This is a genomic window from Actinomadura sp. 3N508, assembly GCF_044326375.1.
GTDB lineage: Bacteria > Actinomycetota > Actinomycetes > Streptosporangiales > Streptosporangiaceae > Spirillospora.
In genome coordinates, this window is sequence record NZ_JBIRAX010000015.1 from 72,820 (window position 1) to 94,997 (window position 22,178).

The 22,178-nt window shown below is 69.6% G+C and carries 17 protein-coding genes; 3 read left to right on the top strand and 14 right to left on the bottom strand.

The features are described from left to right. The first annotated feature begins 13 nt into the window (after window positions 1–13). Genes ACH34S_RS37690 through ACH34S_RS37700 form a run of 3 tightly spaced genes read left to right on the top strand, consistent with a single transcriptional unit; the run spans window position 14 to window position 5,564 of the window. The gene (locus ACH34S_RS37690; RefSeq protein WP_395957691.1) at window positions 14–3,418 is read left to right on the top strand and encodes an AAA family ATPase; all 3,405 of its coding nucleotides are present in this window, start codon (window positions 14–16) and stop codon (window positions 3,416–3,418) included. Further along, window positions 3,418–4,140 carry a class I SAM-dependent methyltransferase gene (locus ACH34S_RS37695; RefSeq protein WP_395957692.1) on the top strand — a complete coding sequence of 241 codons (723 nt, stop codon included), beginning with the start codon at window positions 3,418–3,420 and terminating at the stop codon, window positions 4,138–4,140. The genes ACH34S_RS37690 and ACH34S_RS37695 overlap by 1 nt, the downstream gene beginning before the upstream one ends. A gap of 20 nt (window positions 4,141–4,160) precedes the next feature. Then, window positions 4,161–5,564 carry an SET domain-containing protein-lysine N-methyltransferase gene (locus tag ACH34S_RS37700; RefSeq protein ID WP_395957693.1) on the top strand — a complete coding sequence of 468 codons (1,404 nt, stop codon included), beginning with the start codon at window positions 4,161–4,163 and terminating at the stop codon, window positions 5,562–5,564. On the opposite strand, the gene ACH34S_RS37705 is transcribed toward ACH34S_RS37700, so the two are convergent. The 14 genes from ACH34S_RS37705 to ACH34S_RS37770 all read right to left on the bottom strand — a co-directional run bounded on the left by ACH34S_RS37705 (window position 5,561) and on the right by ACH34S_RS37770 (window position 22,155). Continuing rightward, window positions 5,561–6,421: a diiron oxygenase gene (locus tag ACH34S_RS37705; protein WP_395957694.1), complete on the bottom strand. Its 861-nt coding sequence runs from the start codon at window positions 6,419–6,421 to the stop codon at window positions 5,561–5,563. The genes ACH34S_RS37700 and ACH34S_RS37705 overlap by 4 nt on opposite strands. After that, window positions 6,421–6,858: a hypothetical protein gene (locus ACH34S_RS37710; RefSeq protein WP_395957695.1), complete on the bottom strand. Its 438-nt coding sequence runs from the start codon at window positions 6,856–6,858 to the stop codon at window positions 6,421–6,423. Before ACH34S_RS37710 ends, ACH34S_RS37705 begins: the two co-directional genes overlap by 1 nt. Before the next feature lie 403 nt (window positions 6,859–7,261). Further along, window positions 7,262–8,479: an amidohydrolase family protein gene (locus tag ACH34S_RS37715; protein ID WP_395957696.1), complete on the bottom strand. Its 1,218-nt coding sequence runs from the start codon at window positions 8,477–8,479 to the stop codon at window positions 7,262–7,264. Beyond that, on the bottom strand, window positions 8,480–9,493 hold the full coding sequence (locus ACH34S_RS37720) for a BMP family protein (RefSeq protein WP_395957697.1): 1,014 nt from the start codon (window positions 9,491–9,493) through the stop codon (window positions 8,480–8,482). Between the two features lie 65 nt (window positions 9,494–9,558). Then, a complete protein-coding gene (locus tag ACH34S_RS37725; protein ID WP_395957698.1) occupies window positions 9,559–10,530 on the bottom strand; it encodes an ABC transporter permease in 972 nt (323 codons plus the stop codon). Window positions 10,531–10,541: 11 nt separating this feature from the next. Next, window positions 10,542–11,600, bottom strand: a complete 1,059-nt coding sequence (locus ACH34S_RS37730) for an ABC transporter permease (protein WP_395957699.1) — start codon at window positions 11,598–11,600, stop codon at window positions 10,542–10,544. Then, window positions 11,600–13,210 (bottom strand): ABC transporter ATP-binding protein, encoded by a 1,611-nt coding sequence (locus ACH34S_RS37735; RefSeq protein ID WP_395957700.1) that lies wholly within the window; start codon window positions 13,208–13,210, stop codon window positions 11,600–11,602. The genes ACH34S_RS37730 and ACH34S_RS37735 overlap by 1 nt, the downstream gene beginning before the upstream one ends. Window positions 13,211–13,289: 79 nt before the next feature. Beyond that, complete coding sequence (locus tag ACH34S_RS37740) at window positions 13,290–14,375, bottom strand: LLM class flavin-dependent oxidoreductase (RefSeq protein WP_395957701.1); 1,086 nt, start codon at window positions 14,373–14,375, stop codon at window positions 13,290–13,292. Then, complete coding sequence (locus tag ACH34S_RS37745; protein ID WP_395957702.1) at window positions 14,372–16,474, bottom strand: hydantoinase/oxoprolinase family protein; 2,103 nt, start codon at window positions 16,472–16,474, stop codon at window positions 14,372–14,374. Before ACH34S_RS37745 ends, ACH34S_RS37740 begins: the two co-directional genes overlap by 4 nt. Further along, window positions 16,471–18,711, bottom strand: a complete 2,241-nt coding sequence (locus ACH34S_RS37750; RefSeq protein ID WP_395957703.1) for a hydantoinase B/oxoprolinase family protein — start codon at window positions 18,709–18,711, stop codon at window positions 16,471–16,473. Before ACH34S_RS37750 ends, ACH34S_RS37745 begins: the two co-directional genes overlap by 4 nt. After that, window positions 18,708–19,367 (bottom strand): cysteine hydrolase family protein, encoded by a 660-nt coding sequence (locus ACH34S_RS37755; RefSeq protein WP_395957704.1) that lies wholly within the window; start codon window positions 19,365–19,367, stop codon window positions 18,708–18,710. Before ACH34S_RS37755 ends, ACH34S_RS37750 begins: the two co-directional genes overlap by 4 nt. Window positions 19,368–19,527: 160 nt before the next feature. Next, on the bottom strand, window positions 19,528–20,430 hold the full coding sequence (locus ACH34S_RS37760) for an agmatinase family protein (protein WP_395957705.1): 903 nt from the start codon (window positions 20,428–20,430) through the stop codon (window positions 19,528–19,530). Window positions 20,431–20,513: 83 nt separating this feature from the next. Continuing rightward, complete coding sequence (locus tag ACH34S_RS37765) at window positions 20,514–21,212, bottom strand: YybH family protein (RefSeq protein ID WP_395957706.1); 699 nt, start codon at window positions 21,210–21,212, stop codon at window positions 20,514–20,516. A 100-nt stretch (window positions 21,213–21,312) separates the two neighbouring features. Continuing rightward, window positions 21,313–22,155 (bottom strand): DUF1028 domain-containing protein, encoded by an 843-nt coding sequence (locus ACH34S_RS37770; RefSeq protein WP_395957707.1) that lies wholly within the window; start codon window positions 22,153–22,155, stop codon window positions 21,313–21,315. Window positions 22,156–22,178 lie beyond the last annotated feature (23 nt).

Sequence of the window (22,178 nt, forward strand, 5' to 3'; positions counted from 1 at the left end):
ACCCGGGGGAGGCATGTTCGATCTGCTCGGCTCTGGTGCCCTTGCCGCGGTCGCGGCCGCGGCCGGCGCCTCGGCGGTCGTTGTAGTCGGCCACTTCAGAAGGCGGGCGTCTGCCGCCCTGGACGGCCTACCGGAACTGCGCGGCGAGATTCCATCCATTCCCGAGGCCGGTTTCGTGGGCCGCGAGGAGGAACTGGCTCGCTTGGAGCAGCTCGCACGGCTCACCGATGTACGGCTGATCTCGATCGTCGGTGGCGGCGGGATCGGGAAAACCGCGCTGGTGGCCGAGTTCGCACGGTCCGCACTGCGGGGCGGCCGCGTATACCAGCAGGTCCATTGGTCCACCGTGCGGCTCCGCCCGCGGGCCGCCGACTTTCTGGCGGACGTGGTCTTGGCGCTGGCCTCGCGCCACTTCGAGCTGGCCCAGACCTTGACCGGACGCACCGACCAACTGACAGCACTGCTAAAGGAGAAACAGCGGCTCCTCGTGATCGACAACGCCGAGTCCGTCCTGGTGGGCGAGGGTGCGACCGATGCCGCACTCCGGCAGGAGTACTCGCACGTTCTGGACCGGATCATGCGGACCGGCCACCGATCGCTGGTGCTGATCACCTCGCGGATCCCGATGCCGCCTGACCTGCGGCTCGACCGGGGGACTCGTGCATATCGAGAGTTGCGGCTCGGAGAACTCCAACCCGACGACGCGCAAGAGCTGTTCAAGCGGCGCATGAGCGACCTGCTGGACGATCCCGGCATCGCCGAAGACCCGAGACTGGCCACGCTGGAAACCCAATCACCGCGAAACCCCTTGCTCATCGAACTGATCGCCCTGCAGTCCTTCTCGGCACCGGAGGGCCGGCTGCTCGGAGTTCCGAACTTCTCGCCTCGGGCGACGGCCGGCGGCTTCAAGGACGTCGTCGACTGGTACATGGAACGCCTTACACCGCTGTCGCGGTCGATTGCCTTCCAGATCGCACTCGCCGCGGAGGGCACCGATCATTACCAGCTCGCCGAGACCTTCCACCCGGCGATCGAGCATGCCGACATCGAAAGGGCCGTGGCCGAACTGGAGTTCGCATTGGGCCTTCGCCGTGATGGACTCCTATCCTTCCACGCGGTCATCAGCGAACTCCTCGGCGAAGTTTTGGTCGCTGAGTGTGTCACCGAGTTGATAGAAGAACGCTACGACACCCTCCGCAGGGTGCTGTTGCAGGACGCGCACGCCTCGACCGGGCAGAGAGGAGCGAATGAACGCCGGATCCTTGGCCCCATCCTCGACCGACTCGGCGATCTTCCACGCTCCGGTCGGCAGACCACCGAGCCGCTGGTCCAGGCCATCGCCGCAGCCCGCGGTGAACCGGCCCAATCGACCCTAGCCAGCAACGTCGTGACGCTGCTGCTCCTCAGGGAGGAGCGGTGCCAGGATCTCGACCTCTCCGGGCTGATGTTTCGGAAGGTCGACTTCACCCAGGCCGAACTTCATCGCTGTGATTTCGCTGGCAGTACCTTCGTTGACTGCCGGTTCACCAGCCCGCACGGAACGATCCTCGCGTTCGCCTGGTCGCCGGACGACCGCCAGCTTGTCGGTGTGGACGCGCTGGGCAACCTCCTTCAGTGGCAGGGTCACGGCCTTCGAGAGATGGCCACGGCACGGATCAGCCGAAGCTGGTTGAGGGCCGCCCAGATCATGGCGAACGGGCTCGTCGTGGCTGGCGGAGACGATAGCGAACTCATCGTGGTGGACCCGGCGTCGATGGAAGTGGTCGGCCGCACCCGTGAAGAAGGCATGTTCTGGATCAGGGCGGTCGACGGCTTCGACTCTGTCTACACGGGAAGCGAGGACGGCGACGTCCGCCGGTGGACGCTCGGGGCTACCGGGCTCGGCCGCGACACGTCCTGGTCGCTCGACGGAGGCGCCATCCGCGCCGTCCGAGCTTTTGGCAAATCCGCGGTGGTGGCCGGATGCGATGACGGGTCGATCGCCGTTCTCAACGAGAAGGAGTTGCCGGCGCACCGCATCCGCATCGGCACCCTTCGGGTCCGAGGGCTGGATGTGCATCGCGACCGACCGTTGATCGCCGTCGCGCTGGACGATGTCGGCCTCTGGGTCGGGGATCTCTCCACGAGGTCGTCGACGACGACCGGACCTCTCGATATGGGCTCCGTCCACGCCCTCACGTGGACGTCCGGCAGGTATGCCGTTCTTACGGCAGGGGACGACGGCGTTATCTGGGAATGGCCCGTCCGAGAGCGCAAGGGACGCGGCTTGTCGATCGGAGAACCGCGGGTGGTGACCGTTCTCAGCTCGCGGGTACTCAGCCTCAACCTCGCCAACGACGGGGATGCGCTGGCGGTGTCCTGCCAAGGCGAGAGCGCCTACCTCGTCGACCTGCCACAAGCGCGGGCCCGGGCCCTGTCCAACGGATGCACGCGGCGGATCTGGAGCCTCAGTCTTTCGCCGGATGGCCGTCAGATGGCCTGCGGAAGCGAGGATCGTCTTGTTCACGTCTGGCGGCTGGACGAACGCGGGCGCACGATGGAGGCCGGCTCCTTACGGCACAACGGGCGCGTATGGCGAGTTTGTCACTCCAGGACGGGTAAGGAGATCGTCACAGCCTGCGACGACAATCTGGTACGAATCTGGGACGCGGAGTCTCTCAGGCTGAAGGCCGAGATGGTCGGACATCGTGACTGGGTACTCGATGTGCGCACCTACAGCAAAGACGGTATCGAATACATCCTCAGTACAAGCAATGACCGCCGGATCGGCGTTTGGACGCTGGAAGGCGAGCGTGTGGGGTGGAGGACACATCATCGCGCTCGCGTGCTCCGCGTTACTGAAGTGCGGGATGGCCTCGCCGTCTCCTCGAGCAGTGATGAAAGGCTTGTTCTGTTCCATCCGATCAGTGGCGAAATCATCGAGCAGGGCGGCAGACCCGGGCACCGTGCCTGGGGACTTGACTACTCCCCGCGGTACAACGAGATCGCCACAGGTGGGGACGACGGACTCGTCTGCGTTTGGGATCTGCAGCGTGGCCTACGGGATCCGTTGGTCATTGGTGAGGTACCCGATACCGTGCTGGAAGTTCGCTACTGCCTAGATGGTGAACTGCTCATCGTCGGCAGTCTGATCGAAGACGGGCTGCGTGCCTTCCGACGCAGCGGAAGCCGATGGCGTCCAGCAGAGTTTCTGGAACAAGGGCACCGGGTGAGGGCGATCCAGGAGCTGGAATCTGCCTCGCTGCTGCTGGCGGCGGGCGCCGACGAGACCATCATAATGTACTCCCTGCCGGATTTGAGTCTCGTCGACGCGAGCAGGCTCACGCCCTTCTATACCGGCTGCTCGTTTGCCCGCGCACAGAACCTGACATCCGGGCAGCGGGCCGCGTTGCAGGCATTGGGCGCCGAGGTGGACTGATGGACGCATTGTCCGCACGAGCCCGAGATGACCGCGCCAATCGACGCTACGAACAGGTAGTGGGAGATCTTCGGAAGTTCACTACCGAAGAGTATGAGTTTCTCCAGCCGATATACGAAGAGATGCTCTGGGCGAGCCGCCCACGGCCATCGCTTCTCGACATCGGATGTGGGGTGGGCGTGCAAGCGGTGGCTGCGGCACGCTGCGGCTTTCATGTCGTCGGCGTCGACCACAGTCACACGGCCTTGATGGCGGCGAGGCACCTGGCCGCTCTCACCGACGTCACAGTCAGGTTGGTGTTGGCCGATGCCCGCTGGCTTCCGTTCGCTCGCTCGGCTCGGTTCGATGTCGTCCAATGTCTCGGCAACGTCCTTCTCCTGCAACGAAATCTTGCAGAGGCGCAAGTGTTACTCGAGACCGCGGTCTCGAATCTCGGTACAGCGGGTTGGCTGCTGCTCGGTTGGCGAGACTACCAATCCTCGCATGGATGGTCTCCGCGCACGGACACGATCGAATACCGTGTGACTGTACACGAATCTTTCAGTACGCTCCGGCTTAGATCTTCCGGCCATGCCGATGAGCCGTTTGAGCACTGTTTTGAATTGCTGCGCCTGCCGCACGGATGGCTCATCGAACAAGGGGCTCGACTCGGCGTCCGGCAAAGCGCGGCCATCCGGACCAACGGCGGGTTCAACTATTCTCTGTTACGGAGCACGAGATGAAGTCGTACCGTAGTGCGTCCATGGCGATCAGGCAGAGTGCGATACATGGCACCGGGGCATTCGCCGTGCGTCCGATTTCGCAGGGGGAGATCGTCGCAGTCAGAGCCGGATCGGTTGTCTCTTATGAGGAAGCGCGACGTCGTGACGCCATGCTCGGTGGGTTCAGCATGCAGGTGGAAGAAGGCCTTTTCCTGTGCCCAGACACCGCGAACGACCTGCAGAATATCGCGGTCTTCCTCAATCATTCTTGCGCGCCGAATGTAGGCATCCGCGGACAGATCTCTTTCGTCGCTCTTTGTGACATTCGCGTGAATGAGGAGCTGACGTTTGACTATGCGATGAACGTATCCTTTCCCTATGCGTTCACTTGCCATTGCGGGGCGGACGCCTGCCGGGGACGGGTAACCGGGGATGACTGGCGCGATCCCGCGCTCCAGCGGCGGTATCAAGGGTTCTTCGATGCCGTAATCACCCAGAAGTTGAATCAATGGCCCACAGTCGGTGAAGTGGGAACACATCGGCCAGCCGTCCCTCACGAGGGACCGGTGTTCGATCGCATTTGCGCAGCACTGGACGGTTTTGATTTATTCGATGCCTGGCGCGACGGCGAGATCAGCCGATCGGTCTATGCGCAGGGGATCGACTCAGTCCTTGAGCTTCCTTCGACCCTTCCGCTGAATGAGAACGAAAGAGCGCTCAGTGCTCGGATCCACTGGCGGCCGGGCCCTTTTGTTGATCACGCTCTGCGCTCGTTACGCAGTGCCGGAGGACTGCAGGACACCGACTATGACTGGCGTGAGTTTCGCCGCCACAAGCGGATGATGGAACGATATTGGCAGCATGACGGACGCAGTACTTACATATTTCCGGAAGAGGCACGGCTGATCTTCGCAGTGGCCCAGCTTCGGGCTGCGTCGAACGTTGTTTTTCTTGGTTCCTACTATGCCTACTGGGCGTCTTTCGTGATCGCCGCCCTTGCTGGCCGGTTGCGCTCAGCCGTCCTGGTGGACACAGACCCCGAAGTTTGCGCGCTCAGCCGTCGTAACCTCGAGCGCCTCGGGCTGTCGGCCGGTGTCAGGGTTGTCGAGGAAGAGGCCATCGAGTTCCTGCGGAGCGAAGGCGACTCTTTCGACCTGGTCGTTCTCGACGCCGAGGGCCCGCAGAGCGGTACAGATCCACGTTACCTCGGTAAGGCGATCTATGGCCCAATAGTGGAAGCCCTTGCTGGATGCCTCGCGCCGGATGGCGCCTGTCTTATCGCGCATAATGTTCTTCTGGAGAACACCTTTTCGCATCCATACTTCGACGAGTTGTGTGCTCGCAACCGTTCTCAGCTTACCGAATTCTTGAATCGGGCCGGCGAACTGTTCTCCGAACACGCTTTGTTCGCCACAACGGAGGGTGTCGGGGTGTACTGGAGCTAACTCTTAATCAGTCCTTCCAATGCGAAGCCGTCACGTGCGCTGGATGTTTCCAGCACGCCAATGCTCTCGGCGAGCTTGAGGGTGTGACGTGCGGCGTGCCGCGTGCTTTCCTGGATCGCTTCGATCGAATAGACCTCCTCAATGACTGCTCGGGCGGTAGCATCGTTCAGTCCACATAGTTTCAATGAGGCCAGTATCGGAGTCAGGTTCGGATACAGGCAGGCTGTGATGATGCGCGGCAGGCGAGCAGCCGCTTCGGTCCGCGCTGAAGTGTCGAGATTCGTCCAGAGTTCTCGGAAAAATTTTGCGAAGTACGCATGATGCGCAGATTCGTCGTAAGCGTGATCACGGACGATCTCCCGCACGAACGGATGGATTTGCGGATCCTGGGGGATGTCGTGCATCATGTTTGTGAGCACGGTCTCGAACACAACCACCTGGAGTACTTTGACCAGCTCGCGAAAGCCGCTGTCGTTGGCCGGGTTCGCGAACTCCAACTGTCGGCGGATTGTCGTGAAATCATATCCCGGGTCGGGGACGCGGGTAATGGTCGCGAGCTGCCGGACGGCGTCGAAGGTGCACAGGGCGTGGTAGGCTTCATCGCAATATATTCTGTACGCATCAAGCCGCGCGTCGTCCTTCATCGGCACTGGCAGACGGTTCTCCGCGATCATTGCGGCGACCGGATTAACCACATTCAATTCGAGAAGTGTGGTGAAGTTCAGGTACTGATACAGGTGGCGAGCCATGAGAGCGTTCCTGGCATCCTTCGATAACGCCTGAATGGCCTCATGGCCTGCGTAAGGGATCAGATGCTCCGGGAAGAGGCGGCACTCTGATCCCATGGGCGCGGTCATCACTCGCCGGGGTCTCGACCGCACTGTAGCCAACTCGTGCCAGTTGCGCTCCATTGCCTACCCTTCGCAGGTATCAGCTGTACGGCCATGGTCTCCTTTTGCCGCATGAAGTCTGTGTCACACGACACTTGAGACCACAACAGGATGCGGCGCAGTGGGGCGACTTCGGGCAGGACGGAGGCGTAGGCGGCGATGGTCGGCACGATGCTGGAATGCCCCAGCAGGTCCTGCGCTACCTTCAACTCCACCCCCGCCGCCAGCGCCAGGATCGCAGCCCCATGGAGCAGATCGAGCAGCCGGCTCGACGGCAGCCCATGCTCGGCGATCAGGTCACGGAACAGGCAGGTCGGCTGGTCCGGGTTCAGCGGATCACCAGCAGGGCTGGTGAAACGTAGGCGCTGACGCAATGGGCTCGCCCCGCCTGCTGACGTTCGCATGCTCGGTCGCCTGGCCGGACTTGGCGGCCGGCTCGGGCCACCTGTGGCCCACCTGCGCGAGCCACAGCCTGCCGGTGGCGTCGAGGTACTCGCGGCCTTCGGTGTCCCCTCCCCGGACGCCATGACGATGCGCTCGTCGACGGTGCCGGGCAGGTTGGGGTGGGGATCGAGCGCCGGTCAAGCATGGGCGGCTCCTGCTCAGCGCAGATGGGCGGACGTCCTGGCTGCTGCCGGACCCCGGAACCGCACCCTGCGGCCGAGCCTGCCCCTCTTCCGCTCCTGCGGCTCCAGGGCCGTGTCGAGTTGCTGGTACATCTCGGCGATTAGTGGGGCGCTTGGTGAGGTCGTCGAGCATCACGCCGGACGTGTCCGACCGTTTCCGTGCTCGCTTCGGGGCGGTGGGTTACGGGGCTCTTAGGACGTCGGTGTGCCGGACGATTCTGGGGCCGCGGATCACGGTGCGGGCTTCGGTGGCGGTGGCGAGGGCCTCGCGGAGGGAGCCGGCGGCGATGGCGAGGAGTTCGGCTCGGGAGCCCGGTTCGATGCGGGCCGGCGGGAGGCCCATGACCTGCCGGGCGCCCTCGCTGACCAGGTGATACGCCTGGTCGACGGGGAGATGGCCGGCCATGACCAGCAGTTGCGCGGTCTGGAGGGGGTCGCAGCGGCCCAGGGGGTTGAACGGGTCCTGGACGTTGTCGCCGCCGGCCGCGACCCGTACTCCGGCGCGGAGCAGCTCGCCGACCGGAGCGAGGCCGCGGGGCGTGCCGGACTGCAGGTCGCGGCCCTGGAGATAGAGGTTGGTCGGTGGACAGGTCACCACGCCGACGCCCGCCGCGGCGACCGTCCGGGAGACCTCCTCCTGGACGGCGGGCGTCCGCATCCCCAGGCTGACGCAGTGGCTGGCCGTCACCGCGGGCGGCGCACCGGGGGCTCCGGCCAGACGGGCGAGGGCGGGCAGGTCGAGCGCCTCCCCGAGGTGCTCGTCCATGTGGAGGTCGACGGGTACGCCGTGTTCGGCGGCCAGTGACATCACCGTCCGCAGGTGGCGGGCCGGGTCCTCGTCGATGTGCGGGGCGCCGCCGAGCAGGTCCGCGCCCAGCGCCAGGGCGTCGCGCAGCCTGTAAGGGGATTCGCTGCCTGCTCCGGTGAAGGAGTTGGCCATCGCCACGACCTGGATGTCGACGAGGTCGCGCAGCTCGTCGCGCAGGTTCACCAGCGCCTCGACGGCGCGCAGCTCGATGCCGGGCCCGACGTCCGCGTGGGTGCGGATCGCCGTGACCCCGTACGACAGCGCGAGCAGCGCCGCGCGCCGGGCGCGCCCGGTGATGTCCTCGGTCGTGAGCGTCCCGCGATGCTCCCGCCAGGCGGCGACGGCGGCCGGGAGATCCGCGTTCGGCACCGGCACCTCGTCGGCGGTCAGGGCCTTGTCGAGGTGGGCGTGCGGTTCGGCGGGGGCCGGCAGGAGCAGGCGTCCGTCGAGGTCGGCGACCCTCTCGCCGGGCCGGGCGGTGGCCCGGCCCGGCGGAGCGACCTCGGCGACGAGGTCGCCGGAGATCCGGACGTCGGCGCGCGAGCCGCCGGCCAGCGTCGCGCCGCGCAGGAGCAGACCCTCTGGCCGCATTCAGCCCTCCGTCACGTAGGGGACCTTGAACGTGCCGTCCACGATCTGCTTCTTGACCTTCTCCATCTCCTTGATCGCCGTGGTCAGCCGGGCGTTGGCGGGGTAGTCCGGGTTGAGGGTCAGGTCCACGCCGCCCTGGGCGAGGCCGAAGTGGTACTTCTTGCCCGGCTGTATGCCGCCACCGGACAGGTCGTTCACCAGTGCCGTGTAGTACGGGACGAGGTTGTAGGTGACCGAGCCGACGAGGTTCTTCGGCGCCAGGGACCGCATGTCGCCCATGTAGCCGAAGCCGCCGGTGTTCGTGGCCTTGATGGCCTGCACCATCCCGTTGGCCGGTCCGCCGCCGCACGCGATGGCGACGTCGGAGCCCTGCTGATGCTGTGACATGGTCGCCTGCCTGCCCTTGGCGGCGTCGTTCCAATCCCCGATGTAGGTAGCGATCATCTTCGTGCCCTTGCGGACCCGCTGCGCGCCCAGCTCGAACGACTTGAGCAGCGCGTGGCACAGCGCGATGTCCTGCCCGGCCGTCCCGCCGATGACGCCGCTCTTGGTGATGTCGCCGGCCAGCATTCCGGCGAGGTAGGACGCCTCGTACAGCGGCTCCTCCAGCAGCGCGACGTTGTCGGCGCCGGTCGAGCCGTACGTGGCGAAATGCGTGTCGGCGAACTTCTTGGCCACCTCCAGAACCGCGTCGCCCCACGTCGAGTGGGCGATGACCAGGTCGGTGCCGGACTGCGCGTACTGCGCGAGCACCCGGGAGATGCCCGCGGTGTCCTGCGGGGCGTTGGTCGTCACCTTGAGTTCGATCTTGCCTTCGGACTCCAGCTTCTTGGCGGCGCTGAGCGCCTGCCCGCACCACGGGTCGCTGGCCGTGCACGGCATCACCAGCGCGGCCGTCAGCTTGCCCTCGGCGGCGGGGTCGCCACCGGACGAGTCGCCGCAACCGACGACTCCGAGTACCGGAAGGAGCGCCGCGGCGGCGGCCACGGTCCTGGTCCTGAGCTTGTCGAGCATGTCCTTCTCCAGTCGTCGTACGTCGGCGGATCTCTCGGGTCGGGAGGCTTCTGCGGCTGCACCCCTCAGGAACTCCTGGCCTCCTTCCGGAACGGGACGCCGAGCGCGGACGGCTGCGCGGCGCGGCGGCTGCGGATCGTCGCCGCGACCATCACCGCCAGCGTCACGACGTACGGGAGCGCCGCGAACATCTCGTACGGGACCGCGGAGTTGACCCCGCCGCTGATCGTCTGGACCCGGAGCTGGAGCGCGTCGGTCAGCCCGAACAGGAACGCGCCCGCCAGCACCAGCGCCGGGTTCCAGCGCCCGAAGATGACCAGCGCGATGGCGATCCAGCCGCGCCCGGCGGTCACGGTGTCCTCGAAGAGGTTGAGCTGGCCGACCACCAGCACCGCGCCGCCCAGCCCGGCCATTCCGCCGCACACGAGCAGCGCGATCCAGCGGACCCGGCGGACGTCGACCGACACCGAGTCGGCGGCCTCCGGCCGTTCGCCCACGGCCCGGATCGAGAGGCCGAGGCGGGTGCGGTGCAGGAGCACCCACGTCCCGAGCGCCAGAACGAGCGCCACGTAGAAGAGGAGGTTCTGCTGGAACAGGATCTCCCCCACCACCGGGATGGATCCGAGGAGCGGGACGTGCAGGTCCGGGATGCCGGGGATCGTCGGCTGGTCGGCGCCGCCGAAGAGCCGCTCGAAGACGAACGCGCAGATCCCCTGGGCGAACAGCACGATCGCGATGCCGTTGATGATCTGGTCGGTGCGCAGCGTCACGCTCAGGAAGGCCATCAGCGCGCCGAGCACGACCCCCGCGACCGGGCCCGCGACCGCTCCGGCGACCGAGCTCTCCAGGTAGTACGCGGCGAGGAACGACGCCAGCGCGCCGGAGAGCATCATGCCCTCCAGCCCGAGGTTGAGGACCCCGGCGCGCTCGGCGATCGTCTCGCCCACCGCGGCCAGGGCCGTCGGCATCGCCAGCGCCAGGCCGGTCTTGAACAGCACGATCAGGGCGGCGGATCCGAAGACCGCTGACCAGTCCATTCCCATCACCGTCACTCTCGGCCGAACCGGTCGGCGATCAGCAGGAACACGACGAAGACCCCGGTGATGGCGGCGACGATCGCGTACGGGAGGCCCTCCGTGACGCTCATCCCCTGGCCCCCGGTCACCAGCGCCGCCAGCAGCAGCCCGGCGGCCAGCACGCCGAGCGCCTGGAGCCGTCCGAGCAGCGCGACGACGATCGCCGTGAACCCGTACCCCTGCGAGAGGTCGGGGTCCAGCCGGTCCGAGACGCCCAGTACCTGCAGCGCCCCGGCCAGCCCGGCGAGCGCGCCGGAGATCAGCATCAGCCGGACGACCATCCGGCCGGGCGGCACGCCCGCCGCCTGCGCCGCCTCCTCGTTGAGCCCGAGCATCCGCACCCGGAACCCGAACGGGGTGCGGGCGCTCACGTACCAGACCAGCGGGACCAGGACGAGCACCGCCAGCGCGCCCGCGTGGACCTGGAGGCCGGGAAGGTCGGGCAGCGCCGCCCCCGCGGGCACCTGCTCGCCCTTGAGCGCCGATGTCGTGGACGGATCGCGCAGCGGCTTCCGGATCACGTAGCTGAAGATCAGCGTCGCGACGTAGTTGAGCAGCAGCGAGGTGATGACCACGTTGACGCCCCAGCGTGCGCGCAGCACCCCGACCGCGTACGCCCAGGCCGCGCCGCCGGCGACCCCCGCCGCCAGCGACGCGGCGATCAGCACCGGCGCGGAGCCGACGGGCAGCAGGATCGCGGTGGCCCCCGACGCGAGCGCGCCCATGAAGAGCTGCCCTTCCGCGCCGATGTTGTAGACCTTGCCGCGGAACGCCAGCGCGAGCCCCAGCCCGATCAGCACCAGCGGAACCGCCACGGTGAGCATCTGGCCCACGCCGTACGGCGAGCCGAAGGCGCTGTCGAGCAGCGCGCGGTACCCGGAGACGGGATCGCCGCCGGCGATCACCATCAGGGCCCCGCCGGCCACCAGCGCCAGGACGACGGCGACCGGCGTGGACACGACCGGCCGGCCCATCAGCCCGCCGGCCCGATCGGGAAGCGCGGAGTCCCGCCCCAGCCGTACTCCGGCCATCAGGCCTCCTCGAAGTCGGGGCTCGGGGTGCTCCCGGCCGGGCGAGCGCCCTCGGCCGCCGGACGGACGTCCCCGGGCGGGGTGGTCAGGGCGCCGCCCATGGCCAGGCCGATCTGTTCGCGGTCCAGGTCCTCGCGGGGCCAGGACGCGACCAGCCGGCCCCGGTAGAGGACGCAGCATCGATCGGCGATGCTCATCACCTCGTCCAGGTCGGTGGAGATGAGCAGGACGGCGAGCCCGGCGGCGCGGGCCTCGGCCAGGCGTGCCCAGACGAACTCGATGGCGCCCACGTCCAGGCCACGGGTCGGCTGGGCGGCGACCAGGCAGCGCAGCCCCGCGCTGAGCGCCCGGGCGAGCACCGTACGCTGGGCGTTCCCGCCGGAGAGCGTCCCCGCGGCCTGTGCCGGGGACGACACCGCGATCGAGAACCGCTCGATCTCCGCCGCCCCGTTGTCCTCGATCGCCTGCCGCGAAACCCGGAGCGGGGTGCCGAACGGCGCCCGCCCGATCCGGTCGAGGACGAGGTTCTCGGCGACCGAAAGGCCGCCGACGATGCCGCGCCGGTTACGGTCCGACGGGACGAGCCCGAGCCCGTGACCCAGCCGCGCGCCGGGCGGCAGGCCGGTGACGTCCCGTCCGCCGAGGACGACCCGCCCGGCCACCGGCGCCCGCAGGCCCATCAGGACCTCCTCCAGCTCGGGCTGCCCGTTGCCCTCCACACCGGCGATCGCGACGATCTCGCCCGCCGCGACGCTGAAGCTCACGTCGTGAAGCGCGACCGGGCCCCTGTCTCCGTGCGCCTTGATCCCGTCGACGGTGAGCACCGTGTCCTTACGGGCGGGCGGGCCCGTCCGCGGCGCGACCCTGCCCACGTCGCGGCCGACCATCATGCGGGCGAGCTCCGGCTCGGACGTCGCGGACGGGTCCAGCACACCGGCCCGCGTGCCGCGCCTCAGCACGGTGATCCGGTCGGCCCAGCGCATGACGTCGCCGAGGTGGTGGGTGATGAACACGACGGCCGCGCCCTCCCGCGCCATCGCGCGCAGCCGGGGGAACAGCCGCTCGCTCTCCACCGGCGCGAGCGTCGAGGTGGGCTCGTCCAGGATGAGGACGCGCGCCTCGTGGTAGAGCGCCCGCAGGATCTCCACCCGCTGCTGCTCCCCGACCGAGAGCTGCCAGACCTTGGCGTGCGGGTCGACGTCGAGCTCGTATCGCCGGGCGAGCTCGGCCAGCCGCGCGGCCACCGCCGCCAGCCGCCGCCGGCCGAGGAAGAGCCCGCCGGGCCTGCCGAGCACCATGTTCTCGGCCACCGTCAGCGTCGGGACGAGCATGAAGTGCTGGTGCACCATCCCGATGCCCTCGGCGGCCGCGTCCCGCGGCGCGGCGAACCGCACCGGCCGGCCGCCGATCTCGATGGTCCCGGCGTCGGGCCTGGTCATCCCGTACAGGACGTTCATCAGCGTGGTCTTGCCCGCGCCGTTCTCGCCGAGCAGCGCGTGCACCTCACCGGGCCGCAGCTCCAGGTCCACCCCGTCGAGCGCGCGCACGGCCCCGTACCGCTTGACGATGCCGCGCATGACCAGCGGCCCTCCTGCCGGTGGTGTACGCATCGGTTGCTCCCTCCCTCCTGCGACGACTGCTCGGACTCCAGGGGAAACCCGCTGGCTTCCCGGCGATCTACCGGGTCCATCAGGGGCTTCCGGCGCGGGCACCCGGTCTTCGGGCCTCCGTCCGGGACGCCGCGACCTCCGTCCGGGTGGCGACCTCGGCGTGGAAGCGCGCCAGGGTGTCCCGCACCTCCCCGCCGCCCGGCGGGGCGTACGGCACGATCACCACCTGGTCGATCTCCGGGAACGCGGCGAGCAGGCGGGCCAGTGCCGCCCGGCAATGCCCCGGGGTCCCGGCGAGCCCGAAACGCTGCAGAACGTCTTCGGGGAGCAGCTTCCCGGCGGCGGTGACGGCGGCGCGGTCCAAGCTCCAGCCGCGCGCCTCCATGGCATCGGCGTACCGGCCCGGCAGCTCGACGCCGAGCTCGCCGAGAATGGGCCGGCTGGTGGCGAGCGACGTCGCCACCATCGGGCGTATCGCGTCCAGCGCAGCGTCCGGATCGTCCGCGACGCAGCAGTAGAACCAGGCCACCAGCCGCACGTCGGCGAGCCGCCGCCCGGCCCGCGCCGCGCCGCGGGCGATGCGGCCGGTGGCGTACGACCAGCCTTCGGCGGTGGCGAGGTTGCCGACGATGACGCCGTCGGCGACCTCGCCCGCCACCTCAAGGAGCCGCGGGCCGCGCGCCCCGACGTAGATCGGCACGTCCGCGCGGAAGGGCGCGAAGTCGAGCCGCGCCCCGTCCGTGCGGACCACCCGGCCGTCGAGCGTCACCTCCTCGCCGGCGAGGAGGCCGCGGGCCACGGCGACGGCCTCGCGGAGCGCGGCGGCGGGCGCGTCCCGCCGGACGCCCAGCGGGCGGTGGCCGGTCCCGCCGGTCCCGAGCCCGAGCACCGCCCGGCCGCCGGACAGCTCGTCGAGCGTCGCCACGGCCGACGCCAGCAGCGCCGGATGGCGGGTGTAGGGGTTGGTCACGCCGGGGCCGAGCGCGACGCGGGAGGTGGCGCCGGCGATCGCGGACAGCAGCGCGATCGGGTCCCGCTGCAGCCGGTCGTCGTTGACCCAGACGTTGTCGTAGCCGAGCGCCTCGGCCTCGCGGGCCAGCGCGACCGTCTCGCGCGCCGGGAGATCACCGGGCAGCGCCACCCCCCACGCCCGCCGGCCGGTCATGTGAGGTCCAGGCGGAGGTTGAGGTGGCCGTCCACCCAGAGGTGCTGGCCCGGATGGACGAGCACCGTCGTGTCGACCGCCTCGATGATCGCGGGCCCGGCGAGCCGGTTGCCCGGACGCAGCTTCGCCGCCTCGTAGGTCGGGACCGTGTCGGACGTGCCGGGCCCGAGGTGCACCAGGCGCTGTCCCGAGCGCGCCGCCGAGGCGTCCTTGCCCTCGTCCGGGAGGGGTGCCGGCTCGGGGATGCCGAGACCGGCGACCGCCTCGACCGAGAACGTCATGGCCTCCACACCCGCCTTCCGGTAGGCGGTGCCGGGGCCGTACGTCTCCTCGTAGGAGTCGGTGAAGCGCCCGATGACCCGCTCGCCGCCGTCCGATGCCGCCAGGTCTGCGTCCTCGACCGGGACCCGCACGGTGTGCACCTGGCCGCGGAACTGCAGGTCCACGAAGCGCCGCAGGGTGAGGTCGTGCGCCGGGAGGTTCGCCGCGGCGAAGTCCGCGCGCAGCCCGGCGGCCAGGCCGTCGAAGGTCGTCCGCCACCGGTCCAGGTCGAACGGCGCCCGCGCCGGGTCGGACACCTGGGCGATGCGCTTGGCGTCGCTCAGCCCGATCCCCATGGCGGAGAAGACGGCCGCCTCGCGCGGGACCACGACGTGCCGGCAGCCCAGCGTGGCGGCGTACGCGCCCGCGTGCAGACCGCCCGCGCCGCCGTAGGCGAGCACCGTGAGCCGCGCCGGATCGAGGCCGCGCTCCACCGTCACCCGGCGGATGAGGTCGGCCATCTGCGCGTCCACGATGCCGATGACGCGGGCCGCCGCCTCCTCCGGCGTCAGTCCGAGCGGCTCGGCGACCTGCTCCCGGACGGCCTCGCGCGCGGCGTCCGCGTCGAGGCGGATCCGGCCGCCGAGGAAGTTGGCGGGGTCGATGCGGCCGAGGACGACGTTGGCGTCGGTGACCGTCGGCTCGGTGCCGCCGGCGCCGTAGCAGACGGGCCCCGGCGAGGCGCCCGCGCTCCGGGGCCCGACCTTGAGGACGCCGGTCTCCTTCTCGACCCAGGCGATGCTGCCGCCGCCCGCGCCGATCGACGCGACATCGATGATCGGCAGCGCGACGGGATGCTGGGCGAAGATCGGCGCCTCCGCGTACGCGGGCTCACCGTCCACCACCATCCCGATGTCGAAGCTCGTGCCCCCGACATCGGTCGCGATCACCCGGTCGAGGCCGAGCCGCGCGGCGAGGTTCCGCGCGCCGAGCATCCCGCCCGCCGGGCCGGACGACAGCAGCGCCACGCCCCGCTCGCGCGCCTCCTCGATGGACGAGACACCGCCGGAGGAGTGCATCACGGTGATCGCGCCCCGGTGCCCCTCGGCCCGCAGCCGCTCGGCCATGATGTCGAGGTAGCGGTGGACGCCGGGGGTCAGGTAGGCGTTGAGCACGGTCGTCGACGTCCGCTCGTACTCCCGGATGACCGGCGCGAGATCGCTGGACGCGGTGACGAACCAGCCGTCGTCACCGCCGGCGAGCCATTCGCGCAGCTTCCGCTCGTGCTCGGGGTTGAGGAACGACCACAGCAGGCTGATGGCGATCGACTCGACGCCCGCGTCCCGCAGCCGCTTGCGGAGCCCGTCCGGGCCCTCCAGCCGGTCCAGCTTCAGCGGCGCCACGATCTGACCGGCGCGGTCCACCCGCTCGTCGATGCCGTGGATGCTCGTGCGCGGCACCAGCGGCTCGGCCTTGGCCAGCGCGGCGACGTTGATGATCTCGGCCTCGGAGAGCCCGGCCACCTTCTGGACGGTCCGGCCGATGAGCATCACGTCCTCATGGCCGCGGGTGGTGAGCAGGGCGGTGCGCGGGCCCGTCCTCGTGATCAGGATGTTGGTGGCGACGGTGGTGCCGTGCGCGAACAGGGTGGTGCCGGCCAGCAGCGTCCCCAGCGGCATGCCGAGCTGCTTGGCGGCCTGGGTCACGGCGTCCAGGACGCCCTGCTCGAACTGCGGCGGCGTCGACGGCGCCTTCGCGCGGGTGGCGGTGCCGTTCCCGTCCAGCACGACGCAGTCGGTGAACGTGCCGCCGCTGTCGACGGCGATGACGTAGCTCATGAGCGGTTCTCCCCCTGCCGCGTGTCTTCGTCCCGTGCCAGGCGGGCGTCGTCCAGGACCGGATCGCCGGGACGGGCGATCTCGACCTCCAGAAGGGCCAGGCAGCCGGGGCAGTAGAACTCGCGCAGCTCGAAACGGGCGCCGTTGATCTTGTGCGGGTTGACCTCCGGGCCGATCCGCTGCACCGGGAAGCGCGCCTGCGCGGCGAGCTCCTTGTACGGACGGCCGGCGGAGCCGAGCACATGCCCGCACCGGCAGCGGACCACCGGCCCTGTGCCGGATGGTCCGGCGGGCCCGCAGAACAGCAACTCGCTCAACCGATCCCCGGCAACGTCACCGATGCCGTCCGTCCCATCGGACGGGCCCGAAATCCCGGCGGCTTTGGCACGTTCCCGGCGGAGGGCGGCGCGGCGGCGGGCGGTGGCGGCGGCGTCCACCTGGAGGGTGCCGGGGTCCAGGACGACGCCCCAGACGCGCTCGGCCCACTCGCGGCTGACGAGGAAGGCGCCGACGTCCCGGGCGACGAGCGCGGGGTCGCGCTCCAGCGGGTCCCCGTAACCGCCGCCGCCCATGGACACGACCCGGTACACGTCGTCGGACCGCATCGAGGTGGCGGCGAACGCGCCGAAGACCTCCAGCGTGCCGTCGAGGTCGTCGAGCTCCTGCGGCACCTCACCCCGCGCCAGGCGTGCCCGGACGTCCGACCCTCGCACGATGGCGAACTGGTTCGTCGTGGACGGGTAGCCGCCGCACAGGCCGGGCGACTCGGGCTGCTCCACGCCGAACGTGTGCAGGATCTTGGTCGGGATCTCCTCGACCCCGTGGACGATGTACATCATGCTGGGCCCGGCGCCGCCCCGGTACTTGCCCGGCCCGCCGGAGTCGCGGGTCTGCCGCCGGTAGAGGTACAGGATCGGGTAGCGCAGCTCGTAGCTCTCGACGTTGGCGATGGTCGCGCGCAGCGAGCTGGTGTGCCCGCCCGTGTCGATGCCGTCGCGGGTGGCGAGCGCGCCCCCGCCGCCGGCCATGCCGTCCAGCAGCGGGCCGCCGAAGCGCTCGCCGTCGGCCTCGTACCCGAACAGCTCCTCCAGCGCCTTGACGCCCTGCCACCCGGCCATCGCCCGGTGCCGGTGCGGTTCGCTGGCGGCGAGCATCTTGCCGCAGGTGATGCTCGCCAGGTTGCGGACCTCCCAGATGGAGGTCGTGGTGGATTTCGAGACCCCGGCGGGACGGGCCGCGTCCACCACCGAGCCCTCGCGGGACTCGATGGTCAGTGCCCGCCGGACGCCCGCCGGCGACCACGGGATGTCCCAGCACAGGTAGACCAGGACCGCGGCGAGCACTCCGCCGTGCAGCGCGGGGCGCGCGCAGTTGATGACGGCGGGCGCCTGGTCGGCCGTCTCGGTGAAGTCGAAGGCGAGGTGCTCGCCCTCCTTGCGCATCGTGACGTGGCAGTCGTAGATGTCGTCGCCGAACTCGATGTACGCGCGGTGCCGCCACGTGCCGTCGGGCAGCTCCGCGAGCCGCGCCCGCAGCCGCCATTCGGTGTAGTCGATGACGTCTTCCATCGCGGCGAGCACCGTCTCGGCGCCGAACTCGCGCAGCGTCTCCACCAGCCGGGTGCGGATGACCTGCACCGCCGCTACCTTCGCCCGCAGGTCGAGGCCGAGCAGCTCGGGCAGCCGCGAGTTGTTGAGATAGGTGTTCTCGACGTCCCGCCGGAACCTGCCGCCCTCGTACACCTTGATCGGCCCGATCAGCGGCTGCTCCCCGTAGATGTCGGCGGCGTCCGGCTGGACCTGGCCCGCGGTCGGGCCTCCCACGTCGATCGCGTGCAGCGACGCGCCGGCCCACGCCACCAGGTCGCCCTCGTAGAAGATCGGCGCGACGACCTGGACGCAGTTCTGGTGGCAGACCGAGACGTACGGGTCGTTGCACAGGAACACGTCGCCGTCCGCGAAGCCCGGGTTGTCTGCGTAGAACTCCAGCAGGTGCTTGACGTGCGCCGACAGGGTCGTCGCCTGCGCGCAGATGAAGTTGTCGATGTAGACCAGGTCGCCGTTCGCCGTCATCAGCCCGGTGTTCATGTCGAACACCTCGGTGGCCACCGGCGACCCCGACAGCCTGCTGATCGTCAGCGCGCCCTCGTCGTTGATGTACCAGAGCCGATGCCGGACGATCTCGAACACCGCCGGGTCGAGCCGCAGCCGCCGTCCGGCCCGCGTCCCGACCGTCATGCCGACGCCTCCACGGCCTCCGGCGACATGACCACCGAGGGAAACTCGCCGAGCGTGACGACGGCGCCGAAGTAGGTCTCCACCTTCGCGAGCGTGTCCTCGTGGAACCGCTTGCGAGGCCCGGCGACGCATTCGCGGACGACGATCACGTCGAGGTCGCGGTAGTAGCCGTCGCGGATCGTGGTCTCGACGCAGAAGTCGGTGTTGCAGCCGGAGATGATGATCTGCTCGATCCCCAGCATGCGCAGCTTGGTGTCGAGCGTCGTCTCGAAGAACACCGACGCGCGGTGCTTCTCGACGATGATGTCCTCGGGGCGCAGGACCTCGGTCACCTCGTCGACGAAGTCGGCCTCCCAGGTGCCGCGCAGGCACGGCGCCCACTTCTGCTTGTCGATGTGGGACGGGATGCTGCGGCGGCGCCGGGTCACGTCCTCCGGGTAGTGGATCTGCTGCGACCACAGGATCGGCATCCCGTAACCCCGGCACAGCTCCACCAGCTCGAGGATCCGGGGCAGGGCCGCCCGCTGGTTGGCGGTGCCGATCCCCGCCTTCTCCATCCGGCTTTCGGGGTCGCAGAATCCCTTCTGCATGTCGATGACCAACAGTGCGGTGCGGGACGGGTCGATGTACGGCTTGGTCGCCGGAACGTCGGTCATGCGCTTCCAATCTCGTTTCGTCGCCTGCGGTGCAGGCGGTGTTCGGATGCTTCGCGTGCGGCACCCGGAACGGCCGAGGTCATACCTGGCGGCCCGGGTCATGGACGTCGTACTCGGATACGCGCCGCGGGCTCGGATACGCGCCGCGGACACGCTCATGTCATGCGCGGGGGGCGGAGGGGAGGGGATGGCCGTCGCGGGCGCGGCACGCCCGGGCGGCGAGGATGTCGATGATCAGGCGCGCGCCGACCCGCGCGGTGTTCCCGGAGGCGTCGAGCATCGGCGCGACCTCGACGCAGTCCGCGGCGCAGATCGGCCCCGCGGCCACGATCTCCAGGGCCCGGACGATCTCCCGTCCGGTCAGTCCTCCGATCTCTGGACCACAGGTGCCCGAGACGTACGCGCCGTCGAGGACGTCGATGTCGATGGAGAGGTAGACGCCCGCGGTGCCGTCGGACGCGGCGGCCAGGGCGCGGCGGGCCACCTCGTCGATCCCCAGCCGGTCCACGTCGCGGACGGTGAAGACCCGCACGCCGTGCTCCTCGGCGATGTCCTTCTCGTACTTCGGGTTGGCCGCGCCGTGGATGCCGATGAGGACGACGTTGCTCCCGTCGACGTTCGGCAGGTCGAGCACCCGGTGCACGGGTGAGCAGTGCGAGAGCGGCTCCCCGTCGATGTCCGGCGCGGTGTCGAGGTGGGTGTCGAACATGATGAAGCCCATGGGCCCGTCCAGGTGCCGGGCGAGGGCCCGGGCCCCGGGGATGGTGGTCATGTTGTCGCCGCCCATCAGCACCGGGAAGCAGCCGGCGGCGTAGAGCTCGTCCAGCGCCCGCTCCGCCCGCTCGACCGTGACGGCGGCGCGGCCCGGGGCGCCGTCCACGTCCCCGCAGTCGACGATCTTGAGGTGCTCGGAGATGGTGACGTCGTAGTCGAAGTGGTAGCCGGCGCCGAACGAGAAGTGCGACGACGCGTCGCGGATCGCGCGCGGGCCGTGGCTCGCTCCCGGACGCGTGACGGTCGTGCTGTCGTACGGAAGCCCGAGGACCGCCACATTGGCGCCCACTGATCGGAGCTCGGATCTCTCCGGAGCCACGTAGGGAGACTGGAGAAACGTCGCGATGCCTGCGTGCAGGATTGCCACAGCGTTCAGCCCTTCTCAGGGTTCGAGGTAAGAGGTCGGACCTCTATTCGCTCATTCTTAGCCGGGTGGCCGCCGGCCGTCAATACCCCCGCCGGCCGCCGTCCGGCGGCCGTGTCCCCGAAACCGGGCCGCGGCTCGTGCTCCGGCGCGAGCGGAGAGCAATGGAAATGCCAGATCTTCCAGGCGCGCCCGCCCTCGCCGTCGTCCCTGCGCAGGACGCACGTCTCGCGGAATCGGACGTGCACCGTCCGCCCGTCGCCGTCGTACAGCGGAACGACCGCGTCCAGCGTGGCCGACCCCGACCCGTCACCGCTGACCTCGAAGGGCAGCACGCCCTCCGAGGTCACGTACGCCATGTCCCCCACGACGACGACCCTGACGTCCCAGAGCCGGGGCGGCTCGGCGGGCACGAGCCGCCCCTTGTAGTACTGGAAGAGCGCGATCTTCTCGTTGAGCCCGTAATACGGATGGCCGTTGAGGTTCCACATCAGGTAGCCGGGGGCGAAGCACTCGCGCATCCGCTCGACGTCCAGCCCCTGGTTCGCCTCCCACCACTGCCCGTGGACCCGCCGCACTTCCCGCACGTCCGCCACCGGCCCGAAATCACCCACGCCAAGCCCCTGCTCGGCCTCCGGCACATCGCGCCGACGCCCCTCCGCGGGCCGCCCGCGACCACCCCTGTCCAGATCCCGCTCAACCGACATGTCACCCTCTCCTTCTCCATGGCCCGGCCGACATCCGCCTCAGCAAGCACCCGGCCACCACGCGCGGGCGCGATCACCGCTCGACGCGTCCGGTCACCGGTCAGCCGGCCGTCGCCTTGCGGATCTCGGTGAGTACGACAGGGTCGATGCGGTCGGCGCCCCGGACTCGCTCCTCGAGGTTCTCCACACCGGCCCACGCGAACAGATCCGCGGCCAGGTCGCCCCCGTCGTGCCCGAGCGCGCGCAGGCGTTCGCGCAATTCGGCTCGCAGTTCCGCGTCCACGGCGAGCCAGCGGCTCTCCGGCGTCCGGCCGAAGTAGAGCTCGTGCAGCCCGCGCAGCCTGCGCAGCTCGACCAGCGGCCGCGCATGGTCGTCGACGCGAAGGTCCATCACGACGCTCGCTCCGCCGTACCCGCCGCCCTCGCGCATCACCCGCAGAACAGCGGACTGCTGGCCACGGCGATCACCGCCCGCCGCCTGCCCGGCCTCCATCGCGGCAAGCAACCGGTCGCCCAGCGGCTCCCCCGCCCGCGACTCGTACTCCGACACCAGAGCGTCGAGCGTGGCGGCGGAGACGAGCATGTTGCCCTGGGCTGCGTAGCCGTCGCCGGTCCGGCCGCCCGCCCAGTCCATGCAGCGCGAACCCGTGTAGGTGGCGGAGCGGCCCACGGCGTCCACGATCCCGAGCTGGCGCAGGTCACGCCCCTCGTCACCGGCCAGCAGCAGGTCAAGCGCCGCATCGGCGGACGTGCCGCCCGCCAGCAGCCGCAGGCCCTCTTCTCCGTGCGCGGCATTGATGAACGACTGCGTTGCGACGGCGCCGACCTCGGCCTCGGCCCACGCGCTGAGGGCACCGATGGCCAGGAACCGGGAGGCGATAGCGACCCCCCACTCCCGCCGGACGGGGTCGCAGGCGACGATCGAGAACGTGGCAGACCTCATGAGGCGGCTCCCTGGTTCGACCT